Source organism: Fibrobacter sp. (genome assembly GCA_012523595.1).
GTDB lineage: Bacteria > Fibrobacterota > Chitinivibrionia > Chitinivibrionales > Chitinispirillaceae > JAAYIG01.
The window spans coordinates 15,906-29,867 of record JAAYIG010000183.1 but is presented as its reverse complement, the minus strand read 5'-3'; the positions used below and the strand labels follow the sequence as shown (position 1 = coordinate 29,867).

General features: G+C 46.0%; 10 protein-coding genes. 1 reads left to right on the top strand and 9 read right to left on the bottom strand.

Going from position 1 to position 13,962, the window contains the following annotated elements; all coding sequences use genetic code 11:
* From GX089_12260 to miaA, 9 genes are all read right to left on the bottom strand, one after another.
* Positions 1–788: MFS transporter (locus GX089_12260; GenBank protein ID NLP03262.1), on the bottom strand; the 788-nt coding region annotated here is incomplete at its 3' end.
* A 52-nt stretch (positions 789–840) separates the two neighbouring features.
* Positions 841–2,106, bottom strand: coding sequence for an asparagine synthetase B (locus GX089_12255; protein ID NLP03261.1), 1,266 nt, complete (start codon positions 2,104–2,106; stop codon positions 841–843).
* 11 nt (positions 2,107–2,117) lie between these two features.
* Positions 2,118–3,932, bottom strand: a complete 1,815-nt coding sequence (gene aspS / locus GX089_12250) for an aspartate--tRNA ligase (GenBank protein ID NLP03260.1) — start codon at positions 3,930–3,932, stop codon at positions 2,118–2,120.
* 185 nt (positions 3,933–4,117) lie between these two features.
* Positions 4,118–4,729, bottom strand: coding sequence for an SIS domain-containing protein (locus GX089_12245; protein NLP03259.1), 612 nt, complete (start codon positions 4,727–4,729; stop codon positions 4,118–4,120).
* 32 nt (positions 4,730–4,761) lie between these two features.
* Positions 4,762–6,600, bottom strand: coding sequence for a dihydroxy-acid dehydratase (gene ilvD / locus GX089_12240; protein NLP03258.1), 1,839 nt, complete (start codon positions 6,598–6,600; stop codon positions 4,762–4,764).
* Positions 6,601–7,009: 409 nt separating this feature from the next.
* Positions 7,010–9,070 (bottom strand): sodium-translocating pyrophosphatase, encoded by a 2,061-nt coding sequence (locus tag GX089_12235; GenBank protein NLP03257.1) that lies wholly within the window; start codon positions 9,068–9,070, stop codon positions 7,010–7,012.
* A 201-nt stretch (positions 9,071–9,271) separates the two neighbouring features.
* Positions 9,272–10,867 carry a HEAT repeat domain-containing protein gene (locus tag GX089_12230; protein ID NLP03256.1) on the bottom strand — a complete coding sequence of 532 codons (1,596 nt, stop codon included), beginning with the start codon at positions 10,865–10,867 and terminating at the stop codon, positions 9,272–9,274.
* Between the two features lie 65 nt (positions 10,868–10,932).
* A complete protein-coding gene (locus tag GX089_12225) occupies positions 10,933–11,370 on the bottom strand; it encodes a hypothetical protein (GenBank protein NLP03255.1) in 438 nt (145 codons plus the stop codon).
* Positions 11,371–11,654: 284 nt separating this feature from the next.
* On the bottom strand, positions 11,655–12,590 hold the full coding sequence (gene miaA / locus GX089_12220; GenBank protein NLP03254.1) for a tRNA (adenosine(37)-N6)-dimethylallyltransferase MiaA: 936 nt from the start codon (positions 12,588–12,590) through the stop codon (positions 11,655–11,657).
* Positions 12,591–12,680: 90 nt separating this feature from the next.
* Between miaA and GX089_12215 the strand changes: the two genes are divergently transcribed.
* On the top strand, positions 12,681–13,811 hold the full coding sequence (locus tag GX089_12215) for a divergent polysaccharide deacetylase family protein (GenBank protein NLP03253.1): 1,131 nt from the start codon (positions 12,681–12,683) through the stop codon (positions 13,809–13,811).
* Positions 13,812–13,962: the final 151 nt, after the last annotated feature.

Sequence of the window (13,962 nt, the reverse complement as noted above, 5' to 3'; positions counted from 1 at the left end):
GCCATCCCGAAATCTACAGCCATCAGTACAAATGTATGCACCCCGTCAATGTACATCCAGTATGCCACCAGAAACAGAAGCAGAGGTTTGTTTTTCACGATCTTTACAGATGTAGCACGGAGTCTCTTTAAACTCTCCAGGATAATTCCGGAGATTCCCCGCACTCCGGCAAACATTGGCTCCTTTACATACATAAACATGGGTACCGAAAAGAGCATCCACCACACCGATGCCATCAGGAAAGATACCTTTACAGCCTCCACCATCCCGGCAAGCCCGAAAAATGCCGGTTTCTGCACCATAAATACATTTAGAAGGAAAAGGAGGCCGCAGCCCAGATAACCAAATGAATAACCCATAGAGGATACCATGTCCATCTGTTCTCTCTCGGTAACATCGATAAGGAGGGAATCATAGAAAAGGTTGGCACAGTTGAATCCCACACTGGCAATTACAAAGACTGCAAGAGCCGGTGCCCAATTGCCCTGTCCAATCATGAAAAGCGCTCCGGTCGCACTCACCCCAAGCACCACAAAAGTACCAAGAAACCTCTTTTTCGCCCTCCCTGCATCTGCGAGCGCACCCAGAAAAGGCGAAAGTATTGCAACCAGGAGGCCTGCAACAGCATTTGCAAATCCCAGACGGGCAGTGGACACAGTAGGATCCACTCCGGAGCACCAGTAGCTTTTGAAGAAAACCGGGAAAAAACCGGCCATCACTGAAAGAGCAAAAGCAGAGTTTGCCCAATCGTAAAGACACCAGGAGAAAACCGCTTTTTTATTTTTCATCGGGATGACTGTTCAGGATTTGTTCTACTGCAATCATATCTTCCCTGACCACTCAGGTCTTCTTCTCCTTCTTCTCAGCAGCCGGGAAAAGAACATTATTGAGGATCAAACGGTAGCCGGGAGAATTTTTATGCAGCTCAAGCATAGTGGGCTTATCCCCCACCGCATGGTTGTAGTCTTCAGGATCGTGTCCGCCAAGGTAGGCAAACTGTCCCTTCCCCACAACACCATGGATATAATTCACCATCTCTGTACCCGGTATATCCGCAAGCACAATAACACTCTTCTTGATTACATTGCGGTTAAAGGATGTCAGCAACCCATGAAAACCTTTGATTGTAGGACGGTGACACTGAACAAGCATTGTAGGTACCGGGTCGAGTTTGGCGCTGAATTCAAAAAGGGTAAAGTCCTGTGCTTCTCTGCGCATCGGGGTATTTACAAGATTTACATCGATGTTGCCGAAATAGGAAGCAAGCGGATCAGTCTGAATCTGAAAATTCTCGAATGCCATGCAATTATCAAAATTGAGCTTCTGCCGGTACTGAGGATCTATCCCATCTCCGTCGTAAACACTCCCCACTATATCTGTTCCAAGGGCTGAAAGTGCGATCTCGAGGGTGTTAGTCGCGCTGCACATTGCAAAAAGAAAGCCCCCCTTTTCTACAAACTGCCTTATCGCCAGTGCCACAGCCTTTTTACATTCACTCACTTTGGAAAAGCCCAGGCTTGATGCCAGACGTTCAAGTTCAAGTTTCTGCCGCTGATACCATGTAGCAGTGGCAAATCCACGGTAGAACTTGCTGTACTGTCCTGTAAAGTCCTCATGGTGAAGATGCAGCCAGTCGTAACCGGAAAGTTTTCCAGTTAATACTTCCTTGTCGTAGATTTTATCGTATTTGATTTCAGCGTATGTCAGAGCAAGTGTCACCGCATCATCCCAGGGCAGTTTCCCCGGAGGAGTGTAAACCGCGATTTTGGGTGCCTTCTCAAGGATCACCTTTTCCATGTTATTATTCTGGATATCATCCTGTATTTTACTCCACAGATCTGCGGTGATATTTTTCACCTCCACTCCAGCCATACGCGCCTGGAGTTCGAACTGCTGAGGTGCCTCAGCGGCAAATGAGCCGCCCCTGTAATTGAGAAGCCAGTATACTTTGTGACCGGAATCGAGAATTTTGTAAACAATACCGTAGGCTTTTAGATGATCTGTCTGGGAATCATCCATGGGGATGAAAAACATCGCCTGTACAGAAAACAGAAGTACCGGTATCCAGAAGAGGATTCTGGCGAAACACCGGCACCACGCATTCATAAAAGAGGACATCAGCTTCCCTGAGTCAGCTTGATGGTTCTTATACTCAGATCTCTTAATTGCTCCGGGTTGACCTCAGATGGCGCGTTCATCATCAGATCCTGAGCCTTCTGATTCATGGGAAATGCTATTACCTCCCTGATATTGGGTTCATCGGTAAGAAGCATTATTATGCGATCGATTCCAGGAGCGATACCGCCATGAGGAGGAGCCCCGTAGCGGAACGCATTTATCATCCCGGAGAACTTCTTATCCACATCTTCTCTGCTGTAACCAGCTATTTCAAATGCCTTGTACATCACCTCTGGGCGGTGATTTCTGATAGCTCCGCTTGACAATTCAATACCATTGCAGACGATATCGTACTGAAATGCCAGTATGTCAAGGGGATCCTTTGTCTCCAGAGCCTCCAACCCACCCTGAGGCATCGAGAAAGGATTATGGGAAAACTCAATTTTCTTGTGTTCTTCGTTGTACTCATACATGGGAAAATCGGTTATCCAGCAGAACCGGAATGTCTTTTTTTCGATCAAGTCAAGTTCTTCACCCAGCTTTGTTCTTATCTCTCCGGCTATCTTCTCAGCCCGTTTTATATCGTTGCAGATAAAGAAAGCCACATCTCCCGCCTGTGCACCGAGCTGAGCCGCAAGCTCATCAAATTTACCCTGGTCCAGAAATTTGGCAATGGGTCCTTTAACACCCGCATCACTCCAGACAAGATAAGCCAGCCCCTGCGATCCCACTGACTGGGCAAACTCAACCATGCGATCGAAAAAGGCTCTGGACTGTGAAGCACCATTTTTAACCGTAATCGCCCTGACCACCCCGCCATTGGCCACAATTGAACTGAAAACCTTGAATCCTGAACCGGAAAAAATCCCGGAAACATCCTGAATCTCAAGCGGGTTACGAAGATCTGGTTTGTCTGTACCGTACTTAAGCATGGCTTCCCTGTAAGGGATTCTTCTGAATTGCGGTTTATCCATTTTCCAGTCAGAGAACGTGCTGAAAACACTGTAAAGAACATCCTCTACAACAGCAAAGACTTCCTCCTGGTCGACAAAAGCCATCTCTATGTCAAGCTGATAAAATTCTCCCGGAGAACGGTCAGCCCTGGCATCCTCATCGCGAAAACATGGAGCAATCTGAAAATAACGGTCAAAACCGGCAACCATCAGAAGCTGTTTGAACTGCTGAGGAGCCTGAGGCAGGGCATAAAACTTTCCGGGATGCAATCTTGATGGGACAAGGAAATCACGCGCTCCCTCAGGAGATGAACTCGTAAGAATCGGAGTCTGGAACTCATCAAACCCAAGTTCCCACATTCTTTTGCGGATATGGGCAATCACCTTTGAACGGAGAACAATATTCTGGTGCAGCCTGTTTCTGCGCAGGTCAAGAAACCGGTACTGAAGGCGCAGATCCTCGGGAACCGGGTCCTCAGGAAACACATTTACAGGAACAATATCGCATGAACCCAGTATCTCGTAATCCCGGGCGACAACCTCCACTTCACCTGTAGGAAGTTTAGAATTGATATTCTCTGCTGATCTCTCAGCAAGCACCCCGTCAAACCGGATCACAGTTTCTTTTGCAAGATGGCTGATTTTTTTCTGAAATTCCCTGTCGGGATAGATCACAACCTGGGTGATTCCATAATGATCACGCAGGTCGATAAAAAGCACTCCCCCATGGTCACGACGATTATGGATCCAGCCGCTCAACCGTACAAATGTTCCAATATCTTTACGGCGCAGTTCACCGCAATTGTGTGTCCTGTAAGGATGAGTTCCTTCGGTTTCGTCTTTCAGATCCGTCTTCTCCATCGTTGACATTTGAAAATCAGCCACAGTAAATTCCTTTATTCTGATATACGATACAATCTCTTATAAATCAGGGTCACAATGACTGCCTGAGGGTGCAAATCAAATAATATAGAATAGGAAAATATATTCAGATCAGGGTTTTTGCCACAGCGAAAACAGAGGAAGCCCGCGAAAATCAAAGATATTCAGACTCCGAAGAACTCCTCTTCCACCATGGCACAAAGAAGATGATAAGCCGGAAGATGCATCTCCTGGATGCAGGCAGTCACACTTGATGGAAAACAGACCGGAATCTGGCAGAGCGGAGCAAGAGCCCCGCCGCTCTCTCCAGTAAATCCTATAACCACCATATCAAGCATTCTGGCCACTTTGACCGCATTCAGGATGTTCGGAGAATTCCCTGAACAGCTCAGCACCCAGAGAATATCACCTGCTTCGCCATAACCAAAAACCTGCTGGGCATAGATCATATCCCCGGCAGTATCATTTACAACCGCTGTGATAAGAGCGGTCTGGCTCACAAGCGAAATCGCAGGAAGGGTCCTTTCCAGATGAGAAGAGATGTATTCCGCATCTGAATACCCAAGATCAAAAAGCTTTTTTTTCACATCTTCGCCGACATCACGCCTGATGCGGAATTTTTTCATCAGTTCACCTGCAATATGTTCTGCATCAGATGCGCTGCCTCCATTGCCACAGGTCAGTAGCTTTCCGCCATTACGGTAGCATTCACAAATAGCATTGAAGGCAGTGACCAGGCTCCCCCAGCACCTCTCCAACTGCGGATAACGGCTCAGACAGTCCTCAAAGAGCTTTTTTGGCCCATCTTTCACTTTGCTTCTCCGGGAAGAATCCTCACTGCACCTTTGTCTGCCGATGCTGCAAAGAGTGCATAGGCTTTAAGAGCCTGAGAAATAGGACGGTTACGGTTCTGAGGCTTGAAAGCATTCTCTCCCTTTGCCTCCTCAGCTTTACGCCTGTTTTCAAGCTCTTCTTTGGAAATCCTGACATTTATTGTTCTGGCAGGAATATCGATGTCGATGATATCCCCGTTGCGGATCAGGGCAATCTCACCTCCTGATGCTGCTTCAGGAGAGATATGTCCAATCGAGAGTCCCGATGTCCCTCCGGAAAAACGGCCATCGGTAATGAGAGCACATTCTTTCCCGAGATGTCTTGATTTTATGTAAGATGTGGGATAGAGCATCTCCTGCATCCCTGGCCCGCCCTTTGGACCCTCGTAACGGATCACTATTACATCACCGGATTCTACCTCGTTAAGGATACCCTCGCAAGCCTCTTCCTGTGAATCGTAAACACGGGCCTTTCCGCTGAATTTAAAGATGGATTCATCAACTCCGGCAGTCTTGACAACACATCCGTTAGAGGCAATATTGCCGAAAAGAACAGCCAGTCCGCCATCACGGTTGTAAGGATGAGCACAGTCCCTGATACATCCGTTCGTGCGATCCTTGTCCAGTTCCTCGTAATTGGAATCCTGTGATCCAAGTTTCAGATTTCTTCCGATTCCTCCGGGAGCACTTCTGTAGATGGATTCAGCTTCATCAGTACATTTATCACTCATCAGGTTGTAGGATTCAAGCACATCCTTAAGTACCCCGTCGACACGTTTCGTTGAGACATCAATCAATCCCGCCGCAGCAAGTTCACCCATTATCGACATAACCCCACCAGCGCGGTTGACATCTTCGATATGGTAATGTGAACTCGGAGCAACTTTACAGAGGACAGGAATCCTGCGGGAAAGTGCGTCTATATCTGATATTGAAAAGTCCACACCGGCAGACTGAGCGACAGCAAGCAGATGCAAAACTGTGTTGGTGGACCCACCCATTGCGATATCGAATGACATTGCATTCAGGAAATTCTGTTTTGTAGCAATGGAGAGCGGAAGAACAGATGTGTCTCCATTTTCGTAGTAAGCCTTGGTGATCTCTACGATTTTATTTGCAGCTCTTTCAAACAATTTGATCCTGTTTTTATGTGTAGAGAGGATCGTACCGTTTCCTGGAAGAGCATAACCAAGAGCCTCGGTCAGACAGTTCATCGAGTTAGCTGTAAACATCCCCGAACATGACCCGCAGGTGGGACAAGCTGTTTTTTCCAGTTCCTCTATTTCCTTATCCGAAACAGAATCATCTGCTGCCATCACCATTGCATCTATAAGGTCGTATTTCTTTCCTTTGAGAACACCAGCCTCCATGGGCCCACCGGAGACAAAAACAGCCGGGATATTAAGACGCATTGCGGCAATAAGCATTCCAGGAGTGATCTTGTCACAGTTGGAAATGCAGATCATCGCATCGGCCTTGTGCGCATTGCACATGTATTCCACACTGTCAGCGATCAGCTCCCGTGACGGCAAAGAGTATAGCATCCCATCATGCCCCATGGCTATGCCGTCATCGATAGCGATAGTATTGAACTCTGCGGCGAAACACCCCTTGCTTTCAATCACACTCTTTACATACTGCCCGATTTCATGGAGATGGACGTGGCCAGGTACAAATTGGGTAAAGGAGTTAACAATAGCGATAACCGGTTTCCCGATCTGTTCCTCTTTCATCCCATTGGCGCGCCATAAGCTGCGTGCTCCAGCCATCCTGCGTCCCTGTGTCGTTGTCGCACTCCGTAAAGTAATAGCCATATACACTCCTCCCGAATCGTGCTCTTATGCAGTTTAAACGAAGAAATTATCAGATTGCCCTCGACTCAATCTTCAACAGAGCTCCTGCTGCATATACACTGCAGTGTTTATCTGTATCTAAGATGAAGGATTAAAATAACGAATTTGAATTCTTTTATCAAGTAAAAGCCTATATTTCATGACTTTATTTTCTTCTCTGAAATAGTTTATTTAAACGGGATTATCACCATTATAAACACTAATGACATCAATGACTGCTTAACTTACAACAAAGCGAATGTAAATAAAATTACAGAAATCCGGAGAGCAGGAAAACAGTGGACTTTGTACAGGTAACTGATAAAAAAAGCATTGGACATCAGCGCCTCACGCTTTGTCCAATGCTCCAACTTTCAAGCGATACCGCTTATTACTTAATCATAATGAGCGGAGCGATAGTCAGCGAAACGATGCTAAGCAGCTTGATAAGGATATTAAGTGACGGACCGGCAGTGTCCTTGAAAGGATCACCAACTGTATCACCGATAACCGCTGCCTTGTGAGCCTCAGAACCTTTACCGCCAAATGCACCACCTTCGATATGCTTCTTGGCATTGTCCCATGAACCACCGGCATTTGCCATAAACAGCGCCATCATCACACCTGAGGCAGTAGCTCCGGCCAGAAGACCACCAAGCATTTGGGGACCGATCTCAGGGATGAAACCAATTACGATCGGAATCGCAACTGTCATCAAACCAGGAACAATCATCTGTTTGATAGCTGCCGCTGTAGCAATGTCAACACATTTTGCGTACTCAGCACGGCCTTTCCCTTCCAGAAGTCCGGGAATCTCTTTGAACTGACGGCGGACTTCACCGATCATGGCGAAAGCGGCTTTACCGACAGCCCCCATCGCAAATGATGAAAAAAGGAATGGATACATGGCACCCAAGAGCAATCCTACTGTTACAGAGGGATCTGTGATGTCAATAGAAGAGATGTTTACGGTTTCCCTGTAAGCGGCAAACAGAGCAAGAGCTGTAAGAGCGGCTGAGCCGATCGCGAAACCCTTTCCGATAGCAGCGGTCGTGTTTCCCACAGCGTCAAGTTTATCAGTCCTTTTGCGGACCTCTTTCTCCAGTTCGGCCATTTCAGCCAGACCACCGGCATTATCACTTATCGGACCATAAGCATCAACCGCCAGTTGGATACCGGTTGTGGCAAGCATACCTACCGCAGAAATCGCTACTCCGTACATACCAGCAAGCTGATAGGAAAGAAGAATAGCGGCACCGAGGAAAAGAATCGGCAATGCAGTTGAAACCATACCATTTGACAAACCAGCGATGATATTTGTGCCAGGACCGGTAGTAGATGCTTCGGCAATTTTACGTGCCGGGCCTTTTGATTCAGCAGTGTAGTACTCTGCTAACATTCCAATCGCCACACCTGCAATAAGGCCGCCGATTGTTGCCCAGAATATTCCAACAGACTGATAGGTAACTCCGCCAATAGTAAAAGTAGCAGGAGAGAGATATTTGATCACAAAAAAGGATGCTATTGCCATGGCAATAGCCGCACCGAATGATCCGGTGTTAAGAGCAGCCTGCGGGTTTCCGCCTTCCTTTGTCTTTACAAAGAAAGTGCCCAGAATCGAAAGAAGAATCCCAAGACCTGAGAGCGCCAGTGGAAGTGCAACAAGATTCAGATTTCCAATAGCTGCACCAAGAACCATTGTACCGATGATTGCACCTATATAGGATTCGAAAAGATCTGCACCCATACCTGCCACGTCACCAACATTGTCTCCAACATTGTCGGCAATTGTTGCCGGGTTTCTGGGATCATCTTCCGGAATACCAGCTTCCACTTTACCAACCAGGTCAGCACCGACATCAGCACCCTTTGTGTAGATTCCACCGCCAACGCGGGCAAAGAGTGCAATGGAGCTTGCGCCCAGAGAGAAACCTGTTACTATGGGCAATACTGTCGACTTGATTACAGCCACATCGGTGGCATTGGGTACCAGCTTAATAAAAACAATTAAAGAAAGTGACAGTCCAAGCAGACCCAGACCAACCACACACATTCCCATAACAGAACCACCAGCAAAGGCCACAGCAAGGGCCTGAGGAAGTCCCCGGCGTGCAGCATTGGTTGTTCTCATATTCGCCGCTGTCGCGACCCTCATTCCGAAAAAGCCGGCCAGAGCCGAGCAGAACGCACCAAAAACAAAAGCTGCTGCCGTAAATCTAACCCAACCGGTGTAGGCTACAGCCAGAAGAATAGCCACAACTACTACAAAAATCGATATTACCTTGTATTCACGTGACAGGAAAGCCATAGCGCCTTCTCTGACTGCTTTACCAATCTCTCTCATTTTCTCAGTGCCCGGGTCCTGCTTATTTACCCATGCAGCTTTGAACCAGGCATACAACAAGGCAATGGCACCACAGCCCAAAGCCGCCCACAAATACGTTTCATTCATAACGCCTCCTAGAATTTAAAAGGGATACAGAAATCAACAACAGAGTGAATTTACGAGGATTTTTTGAACCGATTATCACGATTAGATACCCGCAGCCCGCGTTTCTGAACCGTTAAAAAAAAGAGTATTAAAATAATTGTTAACTCTCCCACTGGCAACTAAGCAAAACGTAAGATATAAGATATGAAATAAACAGGCAGCTTACTGCTTGAGAGTGTCCGGCTTTGATTGAGGGGCAGGCGCCTTCAGGCTGTCAAAAACTGCACCTGTGACTTTCTGTACTGATGAATCTGCGGGAGCCGAAACCGGGCGAGGTTGAGATTGCTTTACATCCGGAGAGGTGTTTTTTTCCTTATCCACACCGTTCTCCTTAACACCTGAAACAGTCTTCTCTTCGGGCACCGAAATCGCCGGCTCTTCATCAGAGGTTTCGGTTTTTATGAGCGGGCGGCCCGAATCTTTTTCCAGCTTCTGAAGGACCTCATTAGCAGTATAGGAAACAGCATCGTTTGTGTCATTTGACAATTCCTGTATCAGAGAAACGGCTCTGGCCTCTTTTAACTTCCCCAGGGCAATAAGACACTCTATCTTCATCTCAGGGGTATGTGCCTGCGAAAGTATTTTTATCAGAGTGTCAGCCGCTGCTTTTGATCCGGTCTCCCCCATTATTGAAATTGCCAAAGTACGAACCTTCAGGTCTTCATTGCTGTCCTGCGCTATTTTACCCAGCGCAGGAAGCACTTCTTCTTTGTACCCGACCAGTTCCTGTATGACACTCTTTGCCTGTTCCGGTTCGAAAAACTCCTGAGAATATAGATCTTTCAGGACAATTATCTTCTGCAAGGCGAGAAAGCCTATCTGACCCTGCCCGTCAATACTACTGTCAAGAATAGCCGAAACAGCCCTGTTGGTGCTTTCAATTCTGGAACTGCTTGTCGAAATTACCCTTTGGAGGCTGTCGATCTTACTGCTAAGTAATTCTATCTTTCTGTTCTGTTTTTCCAGCCGCTCCTCTATACTGGTAAAACCATCGATTTTCCCTTTACTGAGAAGACTTCCCTGGAACTTAAGCCCTATCCATACACCCGGTTTCACATAAGAAGCATTGTGAGATCCGGTAGTGTCAATAGGTTTCTTACTTGCAAACATCCCGGTGATATCAACCGCTCCGGCTGAAAGCTCAATACTGCTTTTGAAAAATCTCCAGTTCAGAAAAGCGGAAGGATGGAAAATCCGGTCCCTGAGGTGAGCCTCGAGTGTCAGGTAGACTCCCCTGCCCAGATATGACTCCACTCCCACAAAAGGGTTGAATATCTCCTTATCATTTCCCGGAATCGACATAAACCCGCCATGAAAACGGACCCTCATAAAATCGAATCCCTTGCCAAGAGCCAGATACAGCTCACTTTTCAATGAATCAGGTGCGATATCGTAATAGTATGCCTCTTTATGGGAAAAGATATTTCTTACACCGATTGCCAGCGATGGCATCCAGGGCTTTGTCTCCCCTAAAACTCTGGCCTTTATTCCGAGATTGAATCCTCCGGTATACCCTGCTTCAAGATTTACCCATTCTATGAGCCCCAGAGTAAACATTCCGGCCGTCTTGAAGGAAAAGTTCAGTGAACTGTCGCTGAAAAGATAGGTATGGGCTTCAACTATATACTTTCCGCCCTCGAGCAGATCCGCATCAGGAATTATGTGATTTGTGCTCCATCTTGTAGCAGAATGAACGGAATAATAACCTGACAAAACCAGGAAAAACAGAAAGAGAGTTTTTCGGAAAGATCTGCTCATCAGAATTTTTACAGGAAAAGTTATTCAGGCATTCTTCAATGCAATCGAAGAATGCCTTCAGAAACTTACTTCTCATTACCAGGGGAGAACATCTCCTCATCCTGCTCAAAATTGATGCTTCCCTGGTTATCCTCAGCAACAGCAATTGATTCATCCTGTTGATCATTTCCCGCATGTACCTGATCCTGTACTTCCAGATTGACCGACTCTTCTACAGGTGGTTTCGGAAGACGATCCCTGATCTCTTTCAGCAGACGGATAATTACATCATTCTGCTTTATGAGTTTCTCGTTGAGATTTATCGATTCCCTCCTAAATCTGTCAGTACGTCGTCTTGGGTGCTGAGAGGAGAATCCACTGTTAGAATTACCATTATATGAAGAATTACCGTAACTGTTGTAATTGGGATTAGAATTATAATTGTGATTTTTCTCGTATTTAGGCATCATTGGTTTCCTGTTTAATTGATTGGACATAATACGTGATGATTCATCACTACTCATGAAGGTAACTCCTTTCTTCACTTATGAAGATCTGCTGGATTGAAGGGAATAATATCCCGTGTTTTTGGTCTGGACTCTTGATAGTCCTGAAGAGATGTGTGATGTATGAATTTTCTCTAAGTATATAATCTTGGAGATGGATGAGACAAGGGGTTTTAAAAGCCGGGTGAAAGGAAGCAATAGCTGCAATGCAATGCAAAAGCCATGGCGAACTTTGGATTTTAGATCAAAATAATCAGACAACAGAAATCATTTCCCTGGTTAAAATAAGGTAATCATAATATCTAATCACGACAATCAGAGATCATTTTTTCTCTGTAAAATTTCCTCAGACCGGTAAGTGCGTCATCAGCAGGAATCTCAGCGGCATCAGTCTGATGTGTAAACCAGGTTATCTGACGCTTGGCATATCTGCGTGTGTTTCTCTTTATCTGTCCAATGGCATCATCTAAACTGTATTCTCCCCTCTCTACACCAAAGAGTTCCTTATACCCGACACACTGCATGCCTGGGGAATCCTTCCCATAACCGCATTCCCTCAGTCTGAGAAACTCATCGCAGAGCCCCGTATTCACCATTTCCTCGACCCGGCAGTTAATCCTGTCATAGAGTACTTCCCGGTTGACAACCAGCTTCGCAGAGATGAACTCCACCCCTTCAGGAGCACTTCTCTCTCTCATCCCTGAGATTTTTTCCCCTGACTGATAAAACACAATCAAAGCCCTGACTATCCTTTGCAAATCGTTTGGATGAAGTTTTAAGGCGATCTCAGGATCCTTTTCCATCAGTTCCGCATGAAGTGCAGCACTCCCCTTTTCCCTTCCCCTTTCCATCAACTCATCTCTGAGTCCAGGATCAGAATCCACCTGTACCCCAAGCCCTTCACTGAGACTTCTGAAGTACATTCCAGTCCCGCCGCAGACAAGTACCGTCTTCGAATTGCCAGCCAGTTCTCTAATGATCTTCAAAGAATCTTCAGCAAACCTGAAAGCAGAGTATCTTTCCGATGGTTCGATTATATCGACAAGCCAGTGTTTCACTGCCCGGAGCTGATCTACTGTAGGCTTGGCAGTTCCAATGTCCATATTTCTGTATATCTGACGAGAATCACAGGAAAGAATCTCCCACCCAAACTCCTGAGCCAGCTTTATGGCCAGTTCGGTTTTCCCTGACGCAGTAGGGCCCAGAAGCACAGGAACCCTGATTAGTTTTTTCTTCACTCTGATATTACCTTGATTTGAACCTGAGAAAAAGGCTATTTTCCACTATTCTATTGCCCCGTCGGAGTACCCATATAAAGAATTGACCCGATGCAATTTCGAATTATCTTCTCCATATTTGTTACCACACTGGTGTTTCTTGCTGTACTCCTCGGAATACGTTTCGGATATCTGGAAAAAGTAATCGAATTCAGTAAACTGCCAAAGCAGGAAAATAAAAAAGAAGCAGTCTCAAAATCGGTTAAAAGCAACACATCACTGGATTCTGTTCTGAAACAGTGCTTTACTTCCCTTGAAATTCCGGAAAACCATTACAAAAGACGATTTTCACTGGAAGACTCCACTCTGCTGATCAATATCCAGGTTCCCCGTGGAAAACCAATGGAATGGATCGTATGGTTCATCACATCATCTGTTTCCCCGACCGGGTACAGGGTTGATGATTGTTCCTATTATTCTGAGCAGAAAGGCTGCCGGCTCAACTTTTCCAGCCCAAAGCCGGATAAACCAAAACTCATCATAAGCATGAAATATTCCACCGCTTTCTTCAGCCAAACAGCCAGCATGGCTATTCTGATCGAAGATTTCGGTTTCTCCGCTGATGAAACCAGTGTAGGTTTTCTCTCCTTTCCTGAACCGCTCACAGTTGCTTTATCGAGCACTAAAAAGCTCTCCACATGGACAGCCCAGATAGCCAATGAGTATCACAAAGAGATCATTCTGATGATTCCCATGGAGCCTATCCCCCGATCTTCTAAATACGCCAGTTCTGCAATACTGGTGCATTATCCTGAGGAAAAGATCCGCTCCATACTGAATACAGCAATTGAATCGGTTCCCCATTTCGCCGGCTTCTGCAATTACTGCGGAGATAGAGTGCTTGAGGATTCCCGTGTCATGCAGATTATTTTAAGCGAGGTCTCAAAACACAAATCCTACTTTATAATGACCCCGGGCAGCCGTAAATCAGTTGCCGGATCAATTGCCGCCAGGATGAATGTCCCTTTCAGAGAAGTTGATTTTACCATCAACTCAAAACTTTCCACAAGTGCCATTCAGGATACATTGAGCCATTTCGCAGCTATAGCACAGAAACGAGGACAGGTTCTTATAAAGGGAACAGCTTCCGCCTCCCTGATTACTGCTCTGAAAAACGCTCTGCCCGCACTCAAACAGAACGGAATCAGATTGATTTACGTTTCAGAGACTCTTAAACCATAATCTTCTTGATTTAACACCTCCGTGGTAATTTTTTGTGACTTAACTCTGTAAAATTCACCTTCTGTACGTCATTAATGAAGACCATAATTAACCGGATTAAATGAATTTCTTGATTTTTACCAGAAAAAGATTTTTATTGATCTAAGCGAAT

Coding starts and splice junctions, on each gene's coding strand:
- GX089_12255 (NLP03261.1), bottom strand. CDS start 2,106: ATGAATGCGTGGTGCCGGTGTTTCGCCAGAATCCTCTTCTGGATACCG.
- aspS (NLP03260.1), bottom strand. CDS start 3,932: ATGGAGAAGACGGATCTGAAAGACGAAACCGAAGGAACTCATCCTTAC.
- ilvD (NLP03258.1), bottom strand. CDS start 6,600: ATGGCTATTACTTTACGGAGTGCGACAACGACACAGGGACGCAGGATG.
- GX089_12235 (NLP03257.1), bottom strand. CDS start 9,070: ATGAATGAAACGTATTTGTGGGCGGCTTTGGGCTGTGGTGCCATTGCC.
- GX089_12230 (NLP03256.1), bottom strand. CDS start 10,867: ATGAGCAGATCTTTCCGAAAAACTCTCTTTCTGTTTTTCCTGGTTTTG.
- GX089_12225 (NLP03255.1), bottom strand. CDS start 11,370: ATGAGTAGTGATGAATCATCACGTATTATGTCCAATCAATTAAACAGG.
- GX089_12215 (NLP03253.1), top strand. CDS start 12,681: ATGCAATTTCGAATTATCTTCTCCATATTTGTTACCACACTGGTGTTT.